Origin of the sequence: Shewanella loihica PV-4 (assembly GCF_000016065.1) — a bacterium.
In the GTDB taxonomy this organism is placed as follows: domain Bacteria; phylum Pseudomonadota; class Gammaproteobacteria; order Enterobacterales; family Shewanellaceae; genus Shewanella; species Shewanella loihica.
Genome location: NC_009092.1, coordinates 2,674,677 through 2,699,052, shown reverse-complemented (window position 1 = coordinate 2,699,052; position 24,376 = coordinate 2,674,677). Strand labels below are relative to the sequence as shown.

Below are 24,376 nucleotides of genomic sequence, written 5' to 3'. Positions count from 1 at the left end.
GTAAGCATAGGCGTGCCTTAACCTCAGGTCATGGCCGCAGATAATAATTATCAGAACATCTTAAAATGAGGAAACCTACCCATGTGTGGTATCGTCGGAATAGTTGGCCGAACATCGGTTAATCAGACAATCTATGATGCACTCACAGTGCTACAGCATCGTGGCCAAGACGCCGCGGGCATTGTCACCGTTGATGGCAATGCGTTTAGATTGCGTAAGGCCAATGGTCTGGTAAAAGACGTATTTGAACCTAAGCATATGCAGCGCCTGCAGGGCACCGCCGGCATAGGTCACGTGCGTTACCCAACTGCGGGTAGCTCGAGCGCGTCTGAGGCGCAACCTTTCTATGTTAACTCTCCTTTCGGGATCTCTCTGGCGCACAACGGCAACCTGACCAACACGGTCGAGCTGCACGAGCGTCTGGTGAAGCAACGTCGTCACGTTAACACCACCTCAGATTCTGAAGTCCTGCTTAACCTGTTGGCCGACGAGCTGCAACACACCAAGAGCCAGTACCTCACTGCCGACGAGGTGTTTGAGGCGGTCACTAAGGTACACGAGCTGACACGCGGCGCCTACGCCGTGGCGGCGATGATCATCGGCCAGGGTCTGGTGGCGTTTCGTGACCCTTACGGTATTCGTCCACTGGTACTGGGTAAGAACGAGACAGAGCAGGGCACCGAATATATGGTGGCCTCTGAGAGCGTGGCCCTTGATGCCGTAGGCTTCGAGACGGTACGTGATGTCGCTCCAGGCGAAGCCATCTATATCTCGTTAGATGGTCAGCTCTATACCCGTCAGTGTGCCCAGTCGCCAAGCTATTCACCTTGTATCTTCGAATACGTTTACTTCGCCCGCCCAGACTCGACCATCGACAAGGTGTCTGTCTACGGCAGCCGCGTCAACATGGGTACCATGTTGGGTGAGAAGATTAAGAAAGAGTGGGAAGATCACGATATCGACGTTGTGATCCCAATCCCTGAAACCTCATGCGATATCGCCCTAGAGATCGCCCGTAACCTGGACCTGCCATACCGTCAGGGCTTCGTGAAGAACCGTTACATCGGCCGTACCTTCATCATGCCGGGTCAGCAGGAGCGTAAGAAGTCGGTTCGCCGCAAGCTAAATGCCATCAACGCCGAGTTTAAGGGCAAGAACGTGCTGCTGGTGGATGACTCTATCGTGCGCGGTACTACCTCAGAGCAGATCATCGAGATGGCCCGTGAAGCCGGTGCCAAGAAGGTTTACTTCGCCTCGGCGGCCCCTGAGATCCGTTTCCCTAACGTCTATGGTATCGACATGCCAACCTCGAGCGAGTTGATCGCCCACGGTCGCGACGCGGAAGAGATCAACAAGCTGATTGGTGCCGATGGCATCATCTTCCAGGACCTGCAAGATCTTATTGAAGCCGTACGTCAGCAAAACCCAGATATCAAACGTTTCGAGACCTCGGTATTCGACGGTAACTATATTACCAACGACGTGGATCAGGCCTATCTGGATCACCTGACCCAGCTGCGTAACGACGATGCCAAGGCCAATCGCATCAAGGATATCGGCACTAACTTAGAGCTACATAACGTCTGTCATCCCTAAGGGATAGCACATGCGTCAGCTAAAAACCGACCCCTAGTGGTCGGTTTTTTTATGGGGCATTTTGCTACATCTCTTACCCTGCAAGGCTAATTAAATACCTGATAGCATGGTGTTTTAATGCTTTAGTGCTATGTTTAATGAGTGAAAGTATTAAGCCTCAAACCTGCCGTCATCCCTAGGAGTGATAAATGAAACACTTGTCCATCAGTACTAAGTTGCTTTGGATCACCTCAGCGCTGTTTTTGATCATAGTCGCCATCCTCTCCTTCAGCCTCTGGTGGTCGCTCAGCGATAAAAACGCGCAACTGGCGGGCCAGGTGCAAGGTGCGCTGCATGATGAAACTCGCCAGCGCCTCAGTGCCCGGGCCGGTGAGTATGGCGAGCGGGTGGCGGGTTTTATCAATGAGGCCTATCGGATCCCCTTTTCGTTTGCCGGCATGATAGAGCAGAGCGCCGCTAGCCAGCCGCTATCCCGAGAAGGGGTAGAGGAGTCGGTGGCCGGCGTGCTGCGAAAAAACAGTCAGCTCTCTTCTATGTATGCCCAGTTTGAGCCCAACGGCTACGATGGCCGCGACGGCGACTATACCCAGAAGATCAGTCACAGCGTACCCGAGGTGGGTACCCTGGAGATCTATTACACCCGCAGCGACGATGGCAGCGTCGAGCATCAGCAGGTGGATGACGCCAGCGAGAAGTATGATGCCACTCTCAAGGAGTTTGGCGTGCGCGAGGCCGAATGGTACCTGTGCGCCAAGGATACTAAGCAGCCCTGTCTGATGGAGCCCTACCTGTATGAGATAAGCCCGGGCAACACGGCGCTGATGACCTCCTTGACCGTGCCTGTGGTGGTTGGCGGCAGCTTTCGCGGTGTAATCGGCGTGGATGTTAATTTGCCGGTGTTTCAGAAGCTGATCGACGAGCTCTCCGCTAGCCTGTATCAGGGCAAGGCCAAGGTGACCCTGCTGAGCCAGAAGGGCTTGGTGGTGGCGGCCAGTCACTATGATAAGAAGGCGCGGCCACTGGGCGAGTCTATCGCCCCGTCGCTCGCCAGTCAGTTGACCGGGCTGCATCGCCAGGGCGGTTATCTGGAGCAGGGCGATAACATCATAGTTGCCTATCCTATCGAGATCCCGCTCGCCAAGGCGCAGTGGTCGCTGGTGATTGAGGTGGCCAAGGCCGATGCCTATCAGGCGGCAAATGCCATGGATAAGGCTATGTCGGCGATGGCCAGCTCTCTGGGCAGCCTGCTGCTGATCGTAGGCGTCATCGTTTCGCTGATCGCCGTGGTTACCATCAGCCTGGTGATCCGCTCTATTGTCGCGCCGCTGAAGGTGATTCAGAGCCGGGTGGAAAACTTAGCCAGTGCCGAAGGAGACCTGACTCAGCAGGTCACAGTGGAGTCCCACGCCGAACTCATCGCCCTGGGCGGTGGCATCAACGGCTTTATCAATAAGTTGAGGCTGCTAATTGGCGAGCTTAAGGAGCTGGCATCACGCTCGCAGGCCGAGAGTCAGGTGGCGGCGGAGATAGCCCAGCAGACTCACAACAGCGTCAATCGTCAGTACAGCGATATCGAGAGTGTGGTGACCGCGGTTAATGAGATGAGCGCCACGGCGCTCGAGGTGGCCAAGGCATCTGAGCAGACGGCCTCGGAAACCGAAGCCATGACCCTCAACGTCAAGGCAGGTGAGGACAGCCTGAGCCAGGCGATGGGCTATGTGACCCATATGTCTCAGGAATCCCTGCTGGCCAAGGAGGCCGTGGGTAAGGTGGCGGAAAGCAGCACCAACATCAGCAAGATCCTCGAGGTGATCAGCGCCATCGCCGAGCAGACCAATCTGCTGGCGCTTAACGCCGCCATCGAGGCCGCCCGCGCCGGTGAACAAGGCCGGGGCTTCGCCGTGGTCGCGGATGAGGTACGCGCGTTGGCCTCCAAGACCCAGAGTTCGACCGATGAGATAGGCAAGTTGATCGAGGCGCTGCAGCGTGAGGTCAACAGCGCCTCGCAGATCATCGACCAAGGGGTGGATGGTGCCCAGCGCGCCGTGGCTCAGACAGAGTCGGCCCTGAGTTCACTCAACACCATAGTGAATCAAATTCAGGAGGTCTCCAGCCAGGTGACCCATATCGCGACCGCCGCCGAGGAGCAGAGTGCCGTGACCGAAGAGGTCAGCCGTAATATCACAGGCATCTCAGATTCCGCCTCCGAGCTGGCGAGACTCGCCGACGAGGCCCAGCAGAGCAGTGCCAGCCTGGCGGGCCTGGTGGAGCAGCAACACCAGCAGTTGGGTAAGTTAAAGACCTAAAGCAGAGGTTTTCATATCTGTAATATAGGCGTCTCTTGGGAGGCGCCTTTTTTGTGGTCAGATGGCAACGGCATCGAATGCACGGCCGTGGCTGTGGCAGGGGCCGCGGCAGAGCTAAGTTTTAGCTTAGAGGGGCAAGCGCACGTTAGCGATCACACCGGCATGAGCAATCCCTGGCTTACCCATACCATTAGCCAGAGGCCGAAGAGTAGCCCAAGGGCCGGTCTATGGTGTGCGCCATGGCGTGCGAGGGCAAACAGGGTGCTGGCGCAGCTTAGCAACAGCAGCAGGCTAAATTGCACCAAGGGATCCAGGCGCCAGGGAAAGAGGGAGGATGACAGCGAGAGTAACAGCAGCGCCGTCGTCATCAGCGTGGCGTAAATCAGTAGGCGTTCGGGTCGGTAAGATGTCTTGAGTCGTGTGTGCATGTCGGCCTCCGTGAATGGCCCTTAGACTAGCCTTTAGTGAGAATGATTCTCAACAAAATTTACACGTAAGCATGAGATCGCCTTTCCTATTTGCGCCAGGGCCGCGAGTGGTTTAAAGTTACTGTTAATTTATACAGTAATTGATGTCAGTATGATCTTATACATAGCAGAGAAGCCCAGTCTCGGGCGGGCAATCGCCGATGTGTTACCTAAACCCCACAAGAAGGGCGAGGGCTATATCACGGCGGCCAATGGCGATACCGTCTCCTGGTGCATAGGCCACCTGCTGGAGCAGGCCGAGCCCGACAGCTATGATCCCGCCTTTAAGTCCTGGTCGTTCGACCATCTGCCCATAGTGCCGCAGCAGTGGAAGATGACCCCTAAGAGCAAGACTCGCGGTCAGCTCAGCGTGCTGAGAAAATTGGTCAAGCAGGCCAGTCAGTTGGTGAACGCCGGGGATCCTGACCGTGAAGGTCAGCTGCTGGTGGATGAGGTGATCGCCTATCTGGGGGTCAAGGGCGATAAGCTAGAGCAGACCCAGCGTCTGCTGGTGAGCGACCTCAACCCTCAGGCCGTTAAGCGTGCCCTGGGGCAGCTGCGTAGCAACCGCGAGTTTATCCCCCTGTCGACCTCGGCGCTGGCGCGCTCCCGCGCCGACTGGCTCTATGGCATGAACATGACCCGCGCCTATACGCTGCAGGGGCGCAAGGTGGGCTATCAGGGAGTGCTCTCTGTCGGTCGGGTGCAGACCCCCCTGCTGGGCCTGGTGGTGCGCCGCGATGAGGCTATTGAACATTTTGTCAGCAAGCCTTTCTATGAGGTGCTGGCCAATCTCTACACCCAGGAACAGGCGCATTTTAAGGCCAAGTGGCAACCCAGCGAGGCCTGTCAGCCCTACATGGATGAGGAGGGGCGGGTGCTGTCGCGCCGCCTGGCGGAAAACGTGGTGGGGCGGATCACAGAGCAGCCCGCCAAGGTGACAGATCTGCAGGCCAAAGATAAGCAGCAGGGGCAACCCTTACCCTATAACTTGTCGTCGCTGCAGATAGATGCGGCGAAGCGATTCGGCATGAGTGCCAAGACGGTGCTCGATACCTGTCAGTCACTGTATGAGAAACATAAGCTGATCACCTATCCGCGCTCCGATAGCCGTTATCTGCCCAAGGAGCAGCTGGCCCTGGCGCCCAGCGTGATCGGCGCCGTGCTCAAGGGGGCTGGCGAACTCACCGCCCAGTGCGCCGCGCCGGATCTTAAGATAGTCTCCAAGGCCTGGAACGATGCCAAGGTGGATGCCCACCACGCCATAGTGCCCACCGAGAAGGTGGCCAACCTGAGTGCCCTGACTCAGGCCGAGAAACAGATCTACCTGCAACTGGCCCGTCAATATCTGGCGCAGTTTTACCCCGTCTATCGTTACCATGAGACTCAGGTTGAGGTGGAGATCGCCGGCGGCCATTTTCACACCAAGGCCAAACAGGAGATCGCCCTAGGCTGGAAGCAACTGTTCCCTAAGCGCAGCGATGACAAAACAGACGGCGAGGGCGACGAGGCCCTGGCCCAGCTGCCGCCGCTACATAAGGGACAGATGCTGCACTCTGGCCAGGGAGAGCTTATCGAGAAGCAGACCCAGCCGCCCAAGGCCTTTACCGATGCCACCCTGCTGAGCGCCATGACGGGGATCAGCCGCTACGTGACCAACCCAGAGATCCGTAAGATCCTCAAGGAAACCGACGGCTTGGGCACAGAGGCGACCCGCGCCGGGATCATAGAGTTGCTGTTCAAGCGTGGTTTTCTGGCCCGCCAGGGGAAGTCTATCGTCTCGACCCCGGTCGGTCGCGGCCTCATCAATAGCCTACCGGAGTCCGCTACCACGCCTGATATGACGGCGTTGTGGGAGAGTCACCTTGACGCCATCAGCCGTAAAGAGGCCAAGTACCTGAGCTTCATGGCGCCGCTAGTCGAGTCGCTCAATGGGCTTATCATGCAGGCCGGTGCCCAGCTGCCCAAGGCCTTGCAAGGTGTCGAGGCGCCTAAGCGTTCGTTTAAGAAACGTGGCTATGGCAATCGACGCGGCACGGCGACAGGTGCCAAAGGCAAGGCTAGCGGGGCGAAAAAGACTGCGGCTAGAGCCGCGTCTAAAACAAGGGCTAAAACAAGCGCCTAATTAAGAGGCTAAGCAAGAATCTAAGCAAGAACATAAGTCAGAGCATAGACAAGGGCGGAAGCAAGAGAAAAGGCAAGGGCCTGAACGCATGGAGTGTGATGCGACTCAGACCCTTGGAGTGGGACGTTTAACGTTTGATCAGCTGTATGGCATAGCCGCCGTTGGCCGCCATGTTGAGATCTAGGCTGTCGCCCTTGGTAACGGTTTTCTTGATGAGCTTATAGTCTTCGGCGAAGTTACCCGCGTTGATGCCATCTTGCAGCAGCTGCATCTCATACTCACCATCTCCAAGAAAGTCCAGGTTGATCTGCTGGCTTCTCGCCTGGGTATTGGTCATGGCGCCTATGTACCAGTTATCACCTGCGCGGCGCGCTATGGTGAAATACTCGCCTATGCTGGCATGCAGCACCTTAAAGTCATCCCATACCGTAGGAATGGCGGCGATAAAGCGCGGGATCTCAGGTTCGGCGCGGTAGCTGGTGGGGGTGTCGGCGAGCATCTGCAGCGGGCTCTCGTAGATCACATACATGGCAATCTGTTGCGCCCGGGTGGTGAGGCTCATGGGGCGAGACCAGACCTTGTTGAAGTTCTTCTGTTGGGCATTGGCCATGGCGCCCGGGGTGTAATCCAGCGGACCCGCTATCATGCGGATGAAGGGCAGATGCAGGTTGTGGGTAGAGGTCACCTCTGACCATTTGTTGTTCTCCAATCCTCTGACCCCCTCGCGGGTCATCACGTTGGGGTAGGTTCTGTGGATCCCCGCGGGCTTGTAGGCGCCGTGGAAGTTGACCATCAGCTTGTACTTGGCGGCCATGGCGGCGGCGCGCCAGTAGAAATCCACCCGCTTGATGCTGTCGCTGTCCATGAAGTCTATCTTGACGCCGTTGATCCCCCATTTGGCGTAGAGCTTAAACGCCTCTTCCAGGTTCTTGTCCAGCGCCGAATAGGGCACCCATAGCTGTACCCCGACGCCTCTGGCCTTGGCATGGGCGATGATCGCCTGCATGTCGATCCCCGGCAATACGTTAAGTACATCCTCCTGTGACGACCAGCCATCGTCGATCAAGATATTTTCGATGCCAAAGTCGGCGGCAAAATCGGCGTAATACTGGTAGGTCTCGGTATTGATCCCCGCCTTGAAGTCGACCCCCTTGAGGTTGTTTTCGTTATACCAGTCCCAGGCGATCTTGCCTGGCTTGATCCAGGAGGTGTCTTCGATGCGTGACGGCTCGGCCAGGGTGTAGCTCATCTGATTGTCGAGCAGCTCACCGTCGCTGCGGGCGATGGCCAGGATGCGCCAGGGATAGCTGCGAGACTTGCTGACTATGCCAAGATCCTTTGTGTACTGCTCATCTTTATCTAGCTCGAATGGGTGCACGCCATAGACATTGCCATCGCCCTTGCCCCTTAGCCAGAGGCCGGGATAGCTCTGCAGGTCTGTCTCGGTCAGCAACACATTGACGCCATTGACCACAAACAGGGCCGGCAGGCTACCCAGCTCGTCCTTGTCTATCCCCTTGGCGGCGATGGGGGTAAATCTGGGTTGGGTGGCGCTGGCAAACTTCTTCTCGAAGGGGAAGTAGGCGAAGGCGCCTTTGGCGAAGTTAAACTCGGCCTGTTCAGAGGTGAGGGCACTCTTGCCAGACTGCTGGGCGCTGAAACGATAGGCGACTCCTTCATCGAAGGCGCGAAAATCCACTTGGTAGTTATCTTTGAAGCTCAGGCTCAACTGGTTGTATTGGTTGTCTATTTTGGCGGTACGCACCTTGATAACCGGGGTGAGCTGCTCTGAGATGGCACTGCGCTTGACCTCAACCACTTGAGGCGACTTTCCGAGCGCCGTGCCATCGGCAAAGGTCATGGCGATGTGTGATGGGGCCAGGATGGTTTGGCCGTCGACGCTGACGCGATAGCTGAGCTGCTCCTCGGCGATGACATCGACCAAGATGCTGCCGTCCGGGGAGCTGAGTTGATAGGTCTCGCCCATGGCCAGTGCGCAGGGAAGCGTTAGCACTCCGGCCAACATCAGCTGCTTATACGCCTGGGGCGCCGTCAAAAAACGCTGCAACATGTTTCATTACTCCTGATTCATACGGGGAAATTCCCGAAGGTAAGTCATTGAAGCATGTCGATTGACGCCCGGGCGCATGAAAACGGGGCTAATGTTTCCCGAAAAATAACCTCTGTTTCGCCCCGCCTGCTGCGTGTTAGATAGATACTCCTAGAGCGAGTGCGCCATCAGTGCTCTTAGCTCAATTAAGATCTCATCTAAGCTGAGGTGCTCACCTTCAATAAAGGGTTTTTTGCTGGCTAAAAGCCTGCTGGCTTGGTCAATGGGCAGCGTGATTACACGCGACGACTGCTCCTCTGCTAGCCAAGGCGTAAAGCTGAGACGGGCGCTGGACGGCTCGCCGCAGAGGCTTTCATCTAAGGTGAGTGCTAGGGTGCCATCGCCGAGCAGGTAGCTGACGGTGTGGCGATTGAGGCAGAGCTGCTCACCGGACGGGATCTGACCAAATGAGACCCGGCCATCTCGATAGGGTCGGCTCACCGTCTGCCAGGGCACCTGTTGTCCGGCGCTCTTGTCATAGATCAAGGGTGTTTGAATAAAGGCCTCTGGCGCCACCTGACTAGAGGCGTCTGATGCTGCTTGACCTGCGGCGCTCGAACACAGGCCTAAGGCGTCTTCGCTGACGCTACAGCCGAGCAGGGCGTCCGGGCCTATGCCCACATAGCTGGCTTGCTGTTTCACCTGGCCGCGGATGAGGTCTCGATACCAACTCATCCAGGGCCAGCTGTAGCCGTATACCTCGGCGGCGTGGACCACCTGGCCGTCGCTGCTGGGCTGGGCATAGCCCTGATCGGGAAAGAACCACTCCGCCGTGGTGTGCAGCCACTCGTGGATGTACATGCCCGGATCTCTGTCATTTGCCTTGGCCGCCTCGATACGCCCGCTAACATCATCATAGAAGCGTATCGTGTAGTAGGAGGCGTCTGAGTTGAGCACGCGATAGTCATACCAGGCGATGCCCTTGAAGTCGTCTATGTAGCAGTCATCGCTGCCGGCGCCGCCGCGAAAGAAACTGACGATGAGGTCATAGTCGCCCTTGTCGACGTTCGTCAGATAGGGCTCGATCTCCGCCGGGCCGATGAGCTTGTCATTGCTGAGGGTCACCACCTCATCCGTGATATCCAGACGCTCAAACTGCCAATCCATGGTGTGATAGCTGTAGGGCTCGACGCGCTCCTTAAAGCTCCAGCGAAAGAAGTCAAAGCCAGCGTCGAGCTGCTCGGTCTGGTATTGGCTGACACAACTATCACCCTGAGCCTGCACCTTGGCCACACCGATAAACAGCGCCTTCCAGGCCTTGGGCGTCTGGCGATCGCTCTCATCCAGCGCCAGGCTAATGGTCTGGTCGGCCTCTACCTGAACCGTGCGTCTAAGATACTGCTCACTCTGGTTGAGCCCCACGCCTATGGTGTATTCGCCGGGCTCGAGGGTGAGTTCGGCCGGGGTCAGCTTGCCAGTGAAGCGCCCATCTAGGTAGATGGCAGCGCCGCTCTCGCTAGCAGATACTGTGAGACTCCCCTCTGGTGTCGGTGTGGCTACCGGTGGTGTAACCGCTGGCTCGCTAGTTTTGCCGTCATCGCCACCTGAGCCGCAGCCCGGCAGGCTGAGCCCTATGACACCTAAGAAGAGTAGGCTCAGTAGGGTGGATGCTCCGTGCTTGCTTAACTGCCTGTTTGGTTTATTGCTTAATTGCCTGTTTGGCTTATTGCTTAAATGTCTTTCCATGTGAAGAATCTCCCTGTCGATGAAGAAGTAGGTGATTGTGTTGGTGATGGATTGATATCCATGAGCGACTAAAAATTAAGCCATCCAGGCTGACCCATTCAAGGGCTAATCAGCCCTTGAGTAGTTTTCGAGAAACACTATTAATTATTCAGGAATATCAGCTGGATAAGTTAAGTTTTGCGGCGGGGAATGGGGATAAAAAAAGCCCATCACCTAGTGGTAATGGGCGAACAAAACGATTGCCTAAATTGTCTTTGAGCGAATCATTTAACAAGGGAGATTAAAACTTGAAGCGAACCCCCGCACGATAGCTACGACCCCAGCTGGAGATATAGTCTACGTGGTTCTTGTCCCCGTTCAGGTACTGCACATAATCGGGGTCAAGAAGGTTGTTGGCCTCGAAGGTGAGGGTGATATTGTCTGTGACGTCATAGCCCACCTGCATATCCAGTTGGCCCCATTCGTCGACCTGTAGGGTCTCTGAGGTCCAGTCGTTGAGGGCATTTGACCAATACCACTGCTTGCCCAGGCTGTACTCGGAGCGATAGTTATAGGCCACATTGACCTTAAGCCCATGGTTCTCGTAGAAGGCGACCACATTGTACTGATGATCAGACAATCCCTTGAACGGCAACTGCTCGCCATCGTCCGTGTATTCACCCGACTCGCTGTTGTTATAGGTATAGTTGGCCTGCACACCGAAGCCCGCCAGGGCATCAGGCAGGAAGTCGTCGAAGGTCTGTAGCCAGTTCAGCTCATAACCCCGGATACGCGACTGGTTTTCATCGTCATTGTAGGGGCGGGTGACCTCGAAGCTGGCGCCATTGATGGTTTCCCGCGTCGGCTCGTAGATCACGAAGCCGTGCAGCTCCTTGTAGTAGAAGGCCAGGTTAAGGGTGCCACTGTCGCTGTAGTACCACTCCAGCGTGGTATCGAGCTGATCGGCGTAGTAGGGCTCCAGGCCTGGGTCATTCTCATAGATGAAGTTCTCCGGCGGCGTCTTCTCCTCGTTTTGCCAGATAGAGGTGACAGGCGACAGGTTGGTCAGCGGCGGACGAGAGATCGCCTGTGACAGCGACAGACGCCAGACCAAATCATCGGTCAGCCCCAGCTTACCGTTGAAGCTCGGCAGCAGCTTGTTGTAGTTGCCTTCAAACTCCACCAGGCCGACGGTATCCACTGCGTCGGTAAACAGGCCGTTTTCATCGAAGGCGATGTTGGCGGGATCCTGTGAGTAGCCCCAGGAGGTGACGGTTGTGTCTATATAGCGCAGACCGAAGTCGAGCATATAGGGCATGCTGGCAATCTCATCTTCGAGGATCAGCTCGGCGTAGGCGTGGATGGTCTCCTCTTTCACCCCATAGGTGTTGCCGCCGGTGAGGTTAGGTCTGGGCACCAAGTATTGATCGAATGCCTCGCTGTCCAAGGATCGATAATAGTCGAACAGCCCGGGAATGTTGATCCCCGCCCAGGTGTTGGGCAGCATGGCGTTTGAGCTACCCATGAAGTCGTCGAAGTTGCCCGGATTGAGGGCTGTTGCCGGTAACGGTCCCCAGAGGGTGTTGCCGGCGATATCCACCTTTTCGCTATCGGGGGCGTTGATCCACTCGCTCTCTGTGACGCCGTTGCGGAAGGTATAGGCGCTGGGGTTTTCCTGGCTCCAGTAGGTCTTGCCCTTGTCCTGCATGTTATAGCCGGTGCCGAACAGCACCTTGCTGATGATGCCATCGTCCGGCTCATAGGTGCCGTTGAAGTTGAAGTTACCCGTCTTGTCCTTCACCTTGTCGCCGTCGATGCGGGCATACCAGGCGCCATAGTCGATGTTCTCATCCAGCACGGTATCGCCAAAGGAGATGTCGGGCACCTGCTCGCCGTTATCCCAGTTGACCGTGAGGGTGTCGATGGCGGTACGCACCACCACCCAGCTGACTGCCGCCGAGGCATCTTCCGCCTCAGAGTAGGCCAGGTCGAAGTTAAAGTTAAAGTTGTCCCAGATGTAGTTGAGGTTCAGCCCCACCTGCATGGCATCACTGTCGCGGGGATTTTGCGATTCCAGCAGCTCGGCGATGGCCGGCGAGTCCATGTTGCCCGGCTCACCGATTGTGATACTGTTGGTGTGACCGTCGGCACCAAACTGCACATCCTGGATGTTGTCTAGGTTGGTGCCCTCAAACAGGGCCAGGGAGATCATGTTCCCCGTGGATTCAATCTCATACTTGGTATAAAGGGCATCAAAGTTGATGTCCAGGTTCGGGGTCGGGCGCCACTGCAGCGCCAGCGTACCGCCGCTGCGCTCGCGCTGATCCGTGCTCACCATGATGTTAGGCCAGCTGGGGAAGCGGCCCGACACGTTAGGATCGCCGTTTGGCATCAGCTCGGCCTCGCTCCACTCGTTCCAGCCCCACTGTGCGCTGTGGCTGTCGAAGCGGGTGAAGGAGGAGGTGTGGTTGGCGGAGATCAAGATCCCCAGCTCGTCGTCGTTAAAGGTCTCGCTGATCAGCAGCGAGGCTTGGGGATCTGTCTCACCGGCGCGCTCGTTATAGTAGCCCTCGATAGAGCCGGCTACCTTACTGCCCACGTTGAGGGGCTTGAGGGTATCGATGTTGATGATGGCGCCTATGCCGCCTTCGGGCAGAGAGGCCTGCTGGGTCTTGTTGACCTGAATGCCACCAATCAGCTCGGCGGCGATCAGATCATAGTTAAAGTCGCGCCCCACGGTTTCCGAGGCGATCTTTCTGCCGTTGAGCGTGGTGACGTTGTAGTCGCCACTCAGACCACGCACAGTAACGCTCTGACCCTCGCCGCGCAGGCGGTTAACGCTTACCCCTGGGATACGCTGCATCGCCTCGGCGACGTTGCTGTCGGGGAATTTACCTATATCTTCGGCGACCAGGGCGTCGACCACATTGTCGGCTTCCTTCTTGATCGACTGCGCCTCTTTCAGACTGCTTAAGATCCCCCGCACCTCGATGACTTCCATCTCGGTCTCATCATTTTGTTGCTTCTCTTCGTCGTCGGCCCCGTAGGCGGGAAGTGAAGAGGCCAATGCAAGGCTAATCGCAAAGGCAAGATAATTTCTTTTCATAGTGTTCCCTTCGTGTTTTCAGGCTTTTTGAGCTTTATTGTTTGGGCTGAATTAATTCTTATCAGGCTCAATAAACTAATTTTTGAAATCAGTTCACCCTGATATTTATATCCCCGAGACTGGAAGGGAAACTTCCCGAAATAGTGCCTATGATTTCCAGAAAATATCCTAACGAATATTTAACATCAGGTATTTTCATGCTCACTACTTGAGTAAGTTTCACTCTGAACATTCCTGAAAATCAGGTATAACTTCCCGAAAAATAACTTATGTTTGTTAATCAAATGTATTTGGGTTAGCTTCGCTAAAGGTGGGTTAACCGGGGTTATCCTTATGTTCGAATGGGTCGAGAAAATTTCGTTTAGTGAAGCCAGTCCGTTAACGGCGCAGGCGCAGGACAATAAGTTTGGCTTTCATCGCAAGCGGCCAGAGGTGATGGCCCACAGCCATTGGCATGGACACATAGAGATTAACTACCTCTTTGATTGTTCAGCGGATTATTTGATTAACGGTCAGGAGATCTCTGTGCCCGAGGGACGGATGATCATCTTCTGGGCTTCGATCCCCCATCAGATGACCGCCTGTCATGGTGACGGTGAGATAGTCAATATCTACATTCCGCTGCAGGCCTTCCTCACCTGGATGCTGCCGGGGGAGTTTGTCAGCCAACTGCTCCACGGCGAGGTGATGGTGTCGGACAGCCTCTATGTGTGCGATCGCCAGCTGACGCAGATCTGGGAGGCGGATATCGCCAGCCAGGAGCCTCTGCTCGCCAGCCAGGTGATCAACGAGATCCGCAACCGTATCCGCCGCATGGCGATAGAGCATTACAGCACCTTTAATCTGGCCCATCGTAGCGGCCATGGGGTCGACAAGCCGGTGTTTGGTGGGCTTAACCATATCCAGACCATGCTGCGTTATATCGCCGACCATTATGATCAGAAGATCACCATAGAAAACGTGGCCATGTCCACCGGGCTGCACAAGAACTATGCGATGAAGCTCTTCAATCGCGTAATGAAAGTCTCAATAAAACAATATATTAACCAGCTACGGTTGCAACATGCCCAGGCCTTGCTGATCGATACCGAGAATCCTGTGCTGAACATAGCACTGGAGGCGGGATTTGGCTCGGTGAGCCGCTTCTATGACATCTTTCAGCGTGAGTTCAACATGTCGCCGCTGGAGTTTCGTCGCCGGGTGGGATGAGGGTTATTTTTCGAGAAAGTGTCATTGTTTTTTAGTAAGCCTGTTGCCGCGCTCGCGTGCTTCAATCTGTAAAGCGCTCGCGCTTAGCCCGTCCAGACTGGCTAATCAACAAAGGCGCAGCGAATAAAGGCTTGGCGGGTAAATAGAGAAGGCTATTTAACAAGAGTCTCTATTTCCTTGGATATTTATCGGCACGAGCCACTTATAAAAAATAATACTGAATAGTAATAACCGAGTGTCTTCGATTATTAGGTTAAGCCTTATCGGCTTATTTTATATTTTGACTATTATAAATAGCCAAATATTCGAATGACACAAGATAAAAACGTTATTAATACCGAGAAGAGTATGAAAAAAAGCATTTTATTATCGGCATGCGCAATCTCCATCCTATCGGCCTGTTCTCACCAAGCGCCCCGTTCAGGCGAGCAGCAAGTCGCCCCAGAAGCCCCTCAGGCCCAAATGCAGTTAAACGATCAGGTGCAGTTAAACGACTTGGCCAATACTCTGAATGACCGCTGGCAGTTAGGCGATGAGGGGATCACCTGGCAGGTACAGGACAAGCATGAGGATCATATCGAGATGAGCGGCGAGCAGATCTCGGCCATCATCTACTACGGCAGCGACGAGCAGGGACAGCTGACCCTGAAGCGTAAGCTGGTCTGGCCCATGCTACGCACCATTCCTAACGACACCCATGCCAGCCTGATCCATGATTTTCCCTTGAGCGTCTCGCCCGAGATCATGCTTGGTGGTATGCCGCTTGCGAAAGAGTCACTTGCGCGTGTGACCATAGATGGCACCCTTAATCTAACCAGCCAGCTATCCGATGCCCAGGGCAGCAAGGTACGCCTCAGTCGCACCCTGTCGCCCAGCACCACAGGGCCTAAGATGATCGAGCGCTTGCGGTTTACTAACCAGGGCGAGCAGGCCGTCACGCTGGAGTTTAAGCCTTTAGATTACAGGGTCGAGACGGATGCGGATAAGGGGGTCTATGGCCGCTATCTTATCCAGGCCAGCAGCGACAAGGCTGGGCAGTTCAGCCTGGCGCCCGGCAGCGACCTGGAGCTCTTCGTGACCTTTGAGGCCCACAGAGCCGACAAGCAAGTAGGTGAGGCGGGGCCTGGTCAGGCGCTAACTCAAGCGAACGTGCTAACGCCGGCACAAGAGCTAACGCCAGCTCAGGAGCTCTCTCCAGCACAAGAGATAGCCGCGCGTAAGGATTATGTGGCCCAGCTGAATCAAAACCTTCGTCTGGAGACGCCAGATCCTGTGCTCAACAAGATGTTCGAGTTTGCCAAGCTGCGCAGCGCCGAGTCTATCTTCAGGACCAAGGGCGGCCTGATGCATGGCCCCGGCGGCGGTCGCTACTACGCGGCGATCTGGGCCAACGATCAGGCGGAGTATATCAACCCCTTCTTCCCCTTCCTGGGGGATAAACGCGGCAACGAGTCGGCCATCAACAGCTTCGCCCACTTTGCCCGTTACATGAACGATGAGGGACGGGCGATCCCATCCTCTATCATCGCCGAGGGTGACGATTACTGGAACGGCGCCGGTGACAGGGGCGATTGTGCCATGATCGCCTATGGTGCCAGCCGATTCGCCCTGGCCTATGGCAACAAGCAGCAGGCCCGCGCGCTCCTGCCTCTCATCGACTGGTGTATCGACTTTAGCTACAAGAAGCAGACCCAAGATGGGGTAATCGCCTCCGACAGCGATGAGCTGGAGGGACGTTTCCCCGCAGGAGAGGTGAACCTCAGCACCAACATGTTGACCTATGGTGCGCTGATCTCCTCGGCCTACCTGAATCAGGAGCTGGGCCACACGGAACTGGCCAGCGACTATCGCCAGCGAGCCGAGGCGCTAAAGGCCGCCATCGAGGGTTATTTTGGCGCGAACGTGCAGGGGTTCGATACCTATCAGTATTATCAAGGCAACGACAAGCTGAGGGCCTGGATCGCCTTACCGCTCACCTTCGGCATCTTCGACCGTAAGCAGGCGACCCTGGATGCCCTGCTGTCGGACTACCTGTGGAGCCCAGAAGGGATCTACAGCGAGGCGGGAAACAAGACCTTCTGGGACAGGGCGACCCTGTATGCCTTCAGGGGGATCTTCAGCGCCCAGGAGACAGACACCGCCATGCGCTACTTTAAGTATTATTCGCGCAAACGCCTGCTGGGTGAGCATGTGCCCTATGCGGTCGAGGCTTGGCCCGAGGGTAACCAGCGCCACCTCTCGGCCGAGAGCGCCCTTTACGCCCGGGTCGTGACCGAGGGGATCTTCGGCATGGAACCCACAGGCTTTAATCGCCTCAAGGTCGCCCCTTATCTACCGACCGGTTGGGATAACATGTGTTTAAGGGGGATCCGCGCCTTCAACAGCAAGGTAGATCTCTGCGTTAATCGCACTCAGGCTAAAGGCGATGATGCCTATCAGATCAGCGTCCAGCAGCCAGGCGGCAAGGAGCAGAAGTTTAGCTGGGACGGCAAGGGACCTGTGTTGCTCTCGCTCTAAGCTGTTATCGCTAACAAGCGCCTTTCTGGCCTTTAAGGGGGCGGAAGGGCGCGTCTTCAACTTGTTGCAAGTCAGGTTCGAATCGCCTTAGCCGAAATCGGAGGCCCTAGCTGTGAGCATCTTATCCATTGCCATCGTCGGTGGCGGCGCCAGTGGTTGGCTGGCCGCCAACCATCTGGGCCTGGCGCTCAAGGGAAGTAGCCCTAAGGTGAGCATTACCCTTATCGAATCGCCCGATGTCCCCACCATAGGGGTGGGGGAAGGCACAGTGCCCATGATCCGTAAGTCCCTGCAGGCGTTCGGCATTGAGGAGACGGCGCTGTTCAGGCGCTGTGATGCCAGCTTCAAGCAATCGATCAAGTTCATCAACTGGCGCCACCGCGCGCCTGGCAGCGAGATGAGCGCCTTTCATCACCTGTTCGACCCGCCCAGTCCCTTTGGTGTGGATCTCAGCGACTTCTGGCTCGATGGGCTCGCAAAGGGTGAGAACCCCATGGGGTTCGATGAGGCCCTGTCGCCCCAGCGATATAGCTGCGAGGCGCAAAAGGCGCCTAAGACGCTCGCCTCCGCACCCTATCAGGGGGCCCACGCCTATGCCTATCACTTCGACGCCGCCAAGTTTGCCGAGCTGCTCAGGGAGAACGCCATAGAGTGTTTCGGCGTCGAGCATATCCAAGATCACCTGCTCGAAGTCGAAACAGGCAGGCTTGAGACGGGCAGGCGTGGGACAGACAGTGTAGAAACGGACATGCTCACAGAGGGCAATGAAAGTAAAAATGATAAGAAGATAGTGGCGCTGCACCTGAGAGAGGGCGGTCGCCGCTGTTTCGACTTTTATCTTGACTGCTCAGGCTTTAGCGGCCTCTTGATGGAGAAAGCCCTCGGCGTCGAATTCATCTCCCTTGCGGATAAGCTTTGGATGAATAAGGCGTTAGTAACTCAGGTGGCCAGCGCGCCCAATGCGCCGCTGCCGCCCTATACCCAGGCGAGCGCCCATCAGGCCGGTTGGATCTGGGATATCGCCCTGCCCAAGCGGCGAGGCGTGGGTCTGGTCTATTGTGATCGCTACCTGAGCGACGATGAGGCTCGCCGAAAGCTCAAGCGGTATCTGGGTGACGAGCTGCCAAGTGCCGGCGAGTTTCGCAGCCTCACCATGCGGGTAGGCCACCTGCAAAAGTTCTGGCAGGGCAACTGCGTCGCACTTGGGCTGGCCCAGGGCTTTCTCGAGCCCCTGGAGGCGACCTCTATCCTGCTGACTGACTTCGCCGCGTCATTACTTGCGCGCAAATTTCCCACAGACAGTGAGACACTGCCAGTGCTTGAGGCCAGGTTTAATCGAATCGTTGGTCACGCCTGGCAGGCAGTGATTGACTTCGTGGCGCTGCATTATCAGCTGTCGGATCGCAGTGACTCAGCCTTCTGGCGCGACTATCGTACTCATCTGAGTGCACAGCCGGCGTCCGAGGAGCTGGCGCGGCGACTCGCCCTGTGGCAACACTTCACGCCCCATCCCGACGACTTCTTCTCTCAGTTCGAGGTGTTTGGCGTGGATAACTACCTCTATCTGCTCTACGGCATGGGCTTCAGTACGCAGCCCAAGGCGCTCGATGACGCGGCGCGCCAGCAGGCCTGGGCGCAGCTGGATAAGATCGCCCACGCCAAGGCTTTTCTGGCGCAGAAACTGCCGGATCACAGGGCCTTCATCCGGGCGTTAATTCAGGGCTAATCTCAGAGCTATTTTCAGGGTTACTCTCAGGCTTTATCTTTGGCCGAATATCAGGCTTAAGCGAGGTCAGGCTGGAAAGGTGTTACCAGTTCGCCCCGCGCTCCGCCAACGCCTGCTTGAGAAAATCGATAAACACCCTGAGCCGGGCGGGCATATGTTGCCGCTCCGGGGTGAGGGCGTAGATGCCATGTGTCGGCGCCTGGTAATCGCTGAGCACTGGCACCAGAGTGCCCGCAGCCAACTCCTCTTCCACCAGATACCTGGGCATCAGGGCGATCCCCATGCCATCGAGCAGCAGGCGGCGGATCACCTCGCTGTTATTCACTTTGATGTTGCCCCGGGGCTTGATTCGGCTCACCTCGCCGCGCCGCTCAAAACTCCACTCCAGTCCACCGCGAAAGTACGAATAGAAGAGGCAGTTGTGTCCCCTGAGATCCGCAAGGCTTCTGGGATGGCTCTGGTGCGCAAGATAGTCGGGGGAGGCGCACAGCAGGCTGTGACAGGGGGCGAGCTTTACCGCAACCAGGCTGGAATCTGGCAGATCGCCTATTCGCACCACCATATCCAGGCCCTCTTTAAGCAGATCCACCACGCGATCGTCCAGGCTCACCTCTAAGTTGATGGTGGGGTATTGGCGGCTAAATTCGCTCAGCAGCGGCGCGATATGACGCTGACCGAAGACGTTGGGCAGGCTCACCTTTAAGCTGCCCTGAACTGCCCCCTGTTGGCTGGCCAGGGCATCCTGGGCCTGCTGCATCAGGGCGGCCGCCTGGTGCACATATTCATAATACTGCCTGCCGGCATCTGTGAGGTGCAGTCTGCGGGTGGTGCGCTGGATAAGCTTGACCCCTAAGGCTTGCTCTAAGGCGCTGATGCGCTTACTTACCGCCGACTTGTTGATGCCTAAACGCCTTGCGGCCTCGGAGAAACTGCCCAGTTCGACGACTGAGACAAACAGGGGAATGTTGGCGTAGATGTCCAAATATAGTTTCCATTATGGCAACAAAGAGTTTCGAATATAACGGATTATCTATTTCATAGAAACAGATTAAAGTGGCGCCATCGAGATTAAGATGACTAATAAGACGCTATTTAGCGTGGAACGAGACGATGACGAAAGAGCTAATACCACAACTTATGCCACAAGAACCGACAGGCCAGGCTCACATTGACCTTAAGCCACAGGTAAGCACGCCACTAAATCTGATGCTTGGGCTGCTGGGCGGAGTGGCCCTGGCAGTAATGATCGCCCTAAACAGCGAGCTGGCCAAGTATGGCTCGCCGCTGCTGGCCTCTTGGGTCGCCCATGGGGTCGGCACTCTAGTAGCCCTCCTACTGCTGGGCGCGGTGCGCCTGAGACAAGGTGCGCTTACAAGGCGCAACGAGGCGGCGCCCTGGTGGGCCTATCTAGGAGGCTTGCCCGGCGCCTTCACCGTGGTGCTGGGAGCCATGACGGTCAACAGCGCATTGGGGCTGAGCGCCAGCATCGCCTTCATCATGGCGGGGCAGATCCTCTTCGGCCTGGTGTGCGATAGCCTGGGCTTGTTTGGCATGGCGAGGCGCCGCCTGAGTAGGGGGCAGGGTGCTGCTCTGACCGTGATGACCCTTGGCGCCCTGATTGTCTTGCTGGCTCAGGAGGGCGCGTGATGCTAACGCTTCTTCTGCTTGCGCTGCTTAACGGCGTCTGTATCGGTCTTTGCCGTATCCTCAATGGTCGTCTGGGTCAGGCGAGCGATGCCTACTATGCTTCGCTCTGGAACCATGGCGTGGGCTTTATCTTCTTGAGTCTACTGCTGGTGTCTATGCCGACTCCGCCCATCGCGGTCCTGCTCGATGCCCCCCTCTATGCCTGGCTAGGCGGCGTCGTGGGTGCGGTGTTTGTGGTGCTCAACACCCTGGTTATCCTAAGGCTGGGCGCGACCCTCTGCAGCCTGCTGGTGATCTCGGGTCAGCTGCTGAGCGGCGTGCTGTTCGACCTTGTGGTCAAGGCGGTCAATCCGCTGCAGCTGCTTGGGGTGATCATCATCTTCGCCGGTGTGCTGGCTTTTCGCCGCATGGAGGCGAAAAGTGTCGAGCGGCAGGAGTTTGAGCTGGAGCAGCGAGAGACTAAACACTGAATGGTTATCGTCTTATGTTCATGCCTGTGCTTGTTAGTCAGTAAAAAGGCGAGTGAGACAATCGCCGCACTCGCCAAATGGCCAATACCGTCTGAAGATTAATGGCCGTTTTGAATCAGCACAGGCACGGCCCAGTCGGCATGATCGAAGTTGATGTTATCGCCGCCGTCTGTGGTGACCAGACGCATCTGCTGGGCGCCGCTGACATCGACGGCGATGGCATGGGGTGAATCGCTGCCAAGCAGTGCGCCAGAGTCGTAGGCGAGCTGGCCGTCGAGGTAGATCTCAAAGGCCACACTGCCATTGCTACCGGTCTCATCGTCAACGCCGACCTTGGCCTCGAAGTCGCTATAGAGGCCCTTTAGGTCGTAAACAAGTTCGCTGGTGGAGTGGGTACCTATGCCAGTCGCAAAGGTCTGGCCGCCCAGGGTGAGCGGATTGCCCTCTATGCTCCTGTCATACTGCATGTTGCCCCAACCTGTGCTGGCACTTAGGGGCGTGAGGCTGGTCAGCGGCACTGTTACCTTCCGGGTCAGGCGGGGCTGTAGCCAGTCGGCGTGATCGCTGTTGATGCCATCGCCGCCATCCTCAATAACCAGCCTAAGCTGCGAGACTCCCACGACATCCAGATCGAGCGCACTGGCGGCGTCAATGCCTGTCTTCACGCCTGAGTCGAACGCCAGCTGATTGTCAAGATAGACCTTGAAGCGCACCGAGCCGTTGCTGCCCACCTCATCGTCAACCCCCACCAGAGCGGTAAAGCCTTGGTACTGTCCCTGCAGGTCGTAGATGATCTCGCCACTTGCATGTGTGCCTATGCCGTTATCGTATTGCTGACCGCCGACTCTCAGGGGGTTACCGTCCACGCTCTTATTAAGATTGATGCTGCCCCAGTCGCTCTGCTGGCTGACGGGCGTAAGATCTATCAGTGGTGTCCAGGCAACAGGCGGCTCTACCGGTGGTTCGACCGGCGGCTCGGTGCCATCTTCTGAGGTCGAGACAACAATGCTCTGGCCGCCGTTGAGGTCGAGATCCACATAGGAGATGGTGACGCCGTTGATGCTGGCCTGGCTGGCAGTCAGGGCCTGACCATCTACATAGAGACTTGGGTAGCTGCCGATAAACTGGGCACGCCAGGTCAGGGGCTCGCCGCTACCTGCGCTACGGCTCAGTGTCGTGCTGTGCTGACTGTCGTGACGCAGAGTGAGCAGGCTGTCTATCTCCCTGTGATAGTCGCCGGTCTGCATCAGGCTCTGGCCAAGGGGCAGGTTGGCTACCTCGACATGCCCAAGGCTCGCCGGCAGGCGCGATAGGGTGCTGATGCTATGCTGGGGCACATTGGGCTCGAAGCCCATCATATGGGTCACCAGGTTGGAGACGTTGGTAAAGGCGATCTCCGGATAGGTCTTGATCACCTGATCGTCACCGCGATCGGCGAAGAAGCGTTTGAGCCCTGCCTGCATCCAATACCAGCCGCGGTCGTTCTGGCCGTAGTTGAAGAAGGCCTCAGGCAGGTAGGTTTTGGCCTCTTCGTTGAGGCTTTCCGAGTTATCGTGGATAAAGCTTAGATAGGCGTCGGCCTTAGCCCCAGGCTCCAGCAGATCTTTCATCGGCATGAAGAAGCTGTTTTCATGGCCCCAGCCGAAGATGGCGTTGCCATAGCCGTCAAATGCCCTGGCATAGGTCATCTGTTTATCGTCGTACCAGCGGGTCTGGAAATCGCTCAGCAGTGACTGGGCACTGGCCCGATACTGGTCGGCCTTGGCGATAAGCGTCGCGGCTTCCTGGCTGTCGTTCACCAGTTGCGCCTTGGCGCGCAGCATCTGCTCATAGGCCAGTATGGCCTGGTACTGAACCCCCAGGGTATCGCCGGCTTCGACCACACGGTTCATGTTGTTCTCGATGCGGTAGAGGTCACGGTTTTCCGTGGGAGTCTGGCTGAAATCCAGTGTTAGATTTACATCCTGCAGATTGTTCCAGTCCAGGGTGACGCTGCGTTGACTCAAGATGGCATCGGCGTAGCTATGGGAGCCAGATTCTACCACCAGGCGGGCCTGGCTGGCGTCGCTAAATTGGAAGCCGAAGGAGAACTTATAGCGATAGGAGCTGTTACCTATGATCCTATCCAGGTAGCTCTTGCTGATGACGACCTGATTGCCGCTGATGCTGTAGTCACTGCCCGGCACCAAGGGGGTCTTGCCGTCGGTGAGTTTGGTCAGTGTAACGCCGGGCGCTCGGTTAAAGCTGAGCAGCAGATCTTGGGTCGGCTGGGTATTTTCGATAAACAGGTAGTCGTTAGAGAGGATAGGCGCCTCGCCCGTGGCGGAAGTCAGGTTGTTTATTCTGACCCTGAGGTAGTCGTCGCGGCCGTTTCTAAATCTCACCTTAAGGCTCATGTCCTGCACATGGAGTCGGGCGAAGTAGCCCTTGTCTATGATGAGACTGCCGCCTTGCTGATCCGCCGACAGGCTAAAGCTGAGTTCGTTGTCACCGATATGGCTGGCGCCCTCAAACTCCCACAGGGTGGGCAGTATCCCTTCGTTACCGCGGTTGTCGACTATGCCGTTGCCGTTAAAGTCGTAACGACTGGCGAACTCATTGAGCAGCTGCTCACCATAGTCCATGAAGGTCTGGGATAACCAGCGCTCATCGCCGGTAAATCGATACATGCGATAGACTTTTTCTAACAGCTCAAGCGGCGCGGGCAGTTCCTGAAAACCTGCATCCATATAGTAAGGTGCGCCGTAGAAGTTGTAGGACCATAGGGTCCAGTATTCCTGCCAGAAACTCTTAGGGCGCGCCGAGGCCCAGGGGTCTAAGGGGTCGAGATTGGGGTCGCTGACTTCAACTCGCTTATCCTGCAGGGCGTCGAAGGCGAAGCGGGTCAGCATGTCGATATTTTCTTCGTTGAGGCTCAGCAGGGCCGCCCCCTCTGTCTGATGGGCGACATCCCGCAGGCAGAAGTTTTCTCTGTAGCCTGTGGCATTGGCCGTCGGTGTGCCGTGGTAGCTGCCCCACAGGGAGGGGACGGCGGGTACCCCAGCGTCGCGAAACTTAGTGATCCGCGCGGCTTCTTCCGTGGTGGGGTATTGCTGAGGGCCGACCACCAGATAGTCGTAGATGTAATCGACCGAACGGGCGATGGCGAGATCCAGCTGAGGATCGCTGGAGCTAACTGTGATCTGGGTGTCTGGCCTGATCCTGGGGTCGCGGATCAGGCCATCGGCCAGACCGGCCTTGGGTAGGGTGCCCAGCGCGAGGCCGATAGCCAGGGTGAGAGTTACACAGGGTCTTGGGGTTATTTTCATTGTTAAACTCCTGATGAGTCATTTATACATGATGATTAACCTCAGCAACTTCAGCCGAATCAACAGTTTGGCTATGCAATAATTATCGGTGGCTTTCTTTTTGATAAGCCAGACTATCCAAGCA

General features: G+C 56.6%; 14 protein-coding genes. 8 read left to right on the top strand and 6 right to left on the bottom strand.

Annotated features, from left to right (window positions below):
- Positions 1–81 precede the first annotated feature (81 nt).
- Both purF and SHEW_RS11910 read left to right on the top strand, forming a co-directional pair.
- Entirely contained in the window at positions 82–1,596 is a 1,515-nt protein-coding gene (gene purF, locus SHEW_RS11915) for an amidophosphoribosyltransferase (RefSeq protein ID WP_011866099.1), read from the top strand.
- 188 nt (positions 1,597–1,784) lie between these two features.
- Entirely contained in the window at positions 1,785–3,902 is a 2,118-nt protein-coding gene (locus tag SHEW_RS11910) for a methyl-accepting chemotaxis protein (RefSeq protein WP_011866098.1), read from the top strand.
- A 152-nt stretch (positions 3,903–4,054) separates the two neighbouring features.
- Here the strand turns inward: SHEW_RS11910 and SHEW_RS11905 are convergent, their stop codons facing one another.
- On the bottom strand, positions 4,055–4,330 hold the full coding sequence (locus tag SHEW_RS11905) for a hypothetical protein (protein ID WP_011866097.1): 276 nt from the start codon (positions 4,328–4,330) through the stop codon (positions 4,055–4,057).
- A gap of 151 nt (positions 4,331–4,481) precedes the next feature.
- On the opposite strand from SHEW_RS11905, the gene SHEW_RS11900 reads away from it, so the two are divergent.
- Positions 4,482–6,494 carry a DNA topoisomerase III gene (locus SHEW_RS11900; protein ID WP_011866096.1) on the top strand — a complete coding sequence of 671 codons (2,013 nt, stop codon included), beginning with the start codon at positions 4,482–4,484 and terminating at the stop codon, positions 6,492–6,494.
- 127 nt (positions 6,495–6,621) lie between these two features.
- Here SHEW_RS11900 and SHEW_RS11895 read toward each other — a convergent pair whose 3' ends face one another.
- The 3 genes from SHEW_RS11895 to SHEW_RS11885 form a co-directional block, all read right to left on the bottom strand.
- Positions 6,622–8,565, bottom strand: a complete 1,944-nt coding sequence (locus tag SHEW_RS11895; protein WP_011866095.1) for a glycoside hydrolase family 97 protein — start codon at positions 8,563–8,565, stop codon at positions 6,622–6,624.
- A gap of 150 nt (positions 8,566–8,715) precedes the next feature.
- Entirely contained in the window at positions 8,716–10,290 is a 1,575-nt protein-coding gene (locus tag SHEW_RS11890; RefSeq protein WP_011866094.1) for a PEGA domain-containing protein, read from the bottom strand.
- 280 nt (positions 10,291–10,570) lie between these two features.
- The gene (locus SHEW_RS11885; RefSeq protein ID WP_011866093.1) at positions 10,571–13,375 is read right to left on the bottom strand and encodes a TonB-dependent receptor; all 2,805 of its coding nucleotides are present in this window, start codon (positions 13,373–13,375) and stop codon (positions 10,571–10,573) included.
- Positions 13,376–13,708: 333 nt separating this feature from the next.
- On the opposite strand from SHEW_RS11885, the gene SHEW_RS11880 reads away from it, so the two are divergent.
- The 3 genes from SHEW_RS11880 (at position 13,709) to SHEW_RS11870 (ending at position 18,827) form a co-directional block, all read left to right on the top strand.
- Entirely contained in the window at positions 13,709–14,584 is an 876-nt protein-coding gene (locus SHEW_RS11880) for a helix-turn-helix domain-containing protein (protein ID WP_011866092.1), read from the top strand.
- 348 nt (positions 14,585–14,932) lie between these two features.
- On the top strand, positions 14,933–17,101 hold the full coding sequence (locus tag SHEW_RS11875) for a glucosidase family protein (RefSeq protein ID WP_041407245.1): 2,169 nt from the start codon (positions 14,933–14,935) through the stop codon (positions 17,099–17,101).
- A 112-nt stretch (positions 17,102–17,213) separates the two neighbouring features.
- Positions 17,214–18,827 carry a tryptophan halogenase family protein gene (locus SHEW_RS11870; protein ID WP_011866090.1) on the top strand — a complete coding sequence of 538 codons (1,614 nt, stop codon included), beginning with the start codon at positions 17,214–17,216 and terminating at the stop codon, positions 18,825–18,827.
- An 82-nt stretch (positions 18,828–18,909) separates the two neighbouring features.
- On the opposite strand, the gene SHEW_RS11865 is transcribed toward SHEW_RS11870, so the two are convergent.
- Complete coding sequence (locus SHEW_RS11865; protein ID WP_011866089.1) at positions 18,910–19,809, bottom strand: LysR family transcriptional regulator; 900 nt, start codon at positions 19,807–19,809, stop codon at positions 18,910–18,912.
- A 128-nt stretch (positions 19,810–19,937) separates the two neighbouring features.
- On the opposite strand from SHEW_RS11865, the gene SHEW_RS11860 reads away from it, so the two are divergent.
- Together SHEW_RS11860 and SHEW_RS11855 are read left to right on the top strand one after the other, a co-directional pair.
- Positions 19,938–20,474 carry a DMT family transporter gene (locus SHEW_RS11860; protein ID WP_011866088.1) on the top strand — a complete coding sequence of 179 codons (537 nt, stop codon included), beginning with the start codon at positions 19,938–19,940 and terminating at the stop codon, positions 20,472–20,474.
- Positions 20,474–20,944, top strand: coding sequence for a DMT family transporter (locus tag SHEW_RS11855; protein ID WP_011866087.1), 471 nt, complete (start codon positions 20,474–20,476; stop codon positions 20,942–20,944). The genes SHEW_RS11860 and SHEW_RS11855 overlap by 1 nt, the downstream gene beginning before the upstream one ends.
- Positions 20,945–21,042: 98 nt before the next feature.
- Here the strand turns inward: SHEW_RS11855 and SHEW_RS20140 are convergent, their stop codons facing one another.
- A complete protein-coding gene (locus tag SHEW_RS20140) occupies positions 21,043–24,252 on the bottom strand; it encodes an NPCBM/NEW2 domain-containing protein (protein WP_011866086.1) in 3,210 nt (1,069 codons plus the stop codon).
- Between the last annotated feature and the right edge of the window lie 124 nt (positions 24,253–24,376).

Coding starts and splice junctions, on each gene's coding strand:
- purF (WP_011866099.1), top strand. CDS start 82: ATGTGTGGTATCGTCGGAATAGTTGGCCGAACATCGGTTAATCAGACA.
- SHEW_RS11910 (WP_011866098.1), top strand. CDS start 1,785: ATGAAACACTTGTCCATCAGTACTAAGTTGCTTTGGATCACCTCAGCG.
- SHEW_RS11905 (WP_011866097.1), bottom strand. CDS start 4,330: ATGCACACACGACTCAAGACATCTTACCGACCCGAACGCCTACTGATT.
- SHEW_RS11900 (WP_011866096.1), top strand. CDS start 4,482: ATGATCTTATACATAGCAGAGAAGCCCAGTCTCGGGCGGGCAATCGCC.
- SHEW_RS11895 (WP_011866095.1), bottom strand. CDS start 8,565: ATGTTGCAGCGTTTTTTGACGGCGCCCCAGGCGTATAAGCAGCTGATG.
- SHEW_RS11890 (WP_011866094.1), bottom strand. CDS start 10,290: ATGGAAAGACATTTAAGCAATAAGCCAAACAGGCAATTAAGCAATAAA.
- SHEW_RS11885 (WP_011866093.1), bottom strand. CDS start 13,375: ATGAAAAGAAATTATCTTGCCTTTGCGATTAGCCTTGCATTGGCCTCT.
- SHEW_RS11880 (WP_011866092.1), top strand. CDS start 13,709: ATGTTCGAATGGGTCGAGAAAATTTCGTTTAGTGAAGCCAGTCCGTTA.
- SHEW_RS11875 (WP_041407245.1), top strand. CDS start 14,933: ATGAAAAAAAGCATTTTATTATCGGCATGCGCAATCTCCATCCTATCG.
- SHEW_RS11860 (WP_011866088.1), top strand. CDS start 19,938: ATGACGAAAGAGCTAATACCACAACTTATGCCACAAGAACCGACAGGC.
- SHEW_RS11855 (WP_011866087.1), top strand. CDS start 20,474: ATGCTAACGCTTCTTCTGCTTGCGCTGCTTAACGGCGTCTGTATCGGT.
- SHEW_RS20140 (WP_011866086.1), bottom strand. CDS start 24,252: ATGAAAATAACCCCAAGACCCTGTGTAACTCTCACCCTGGCTATCGGC.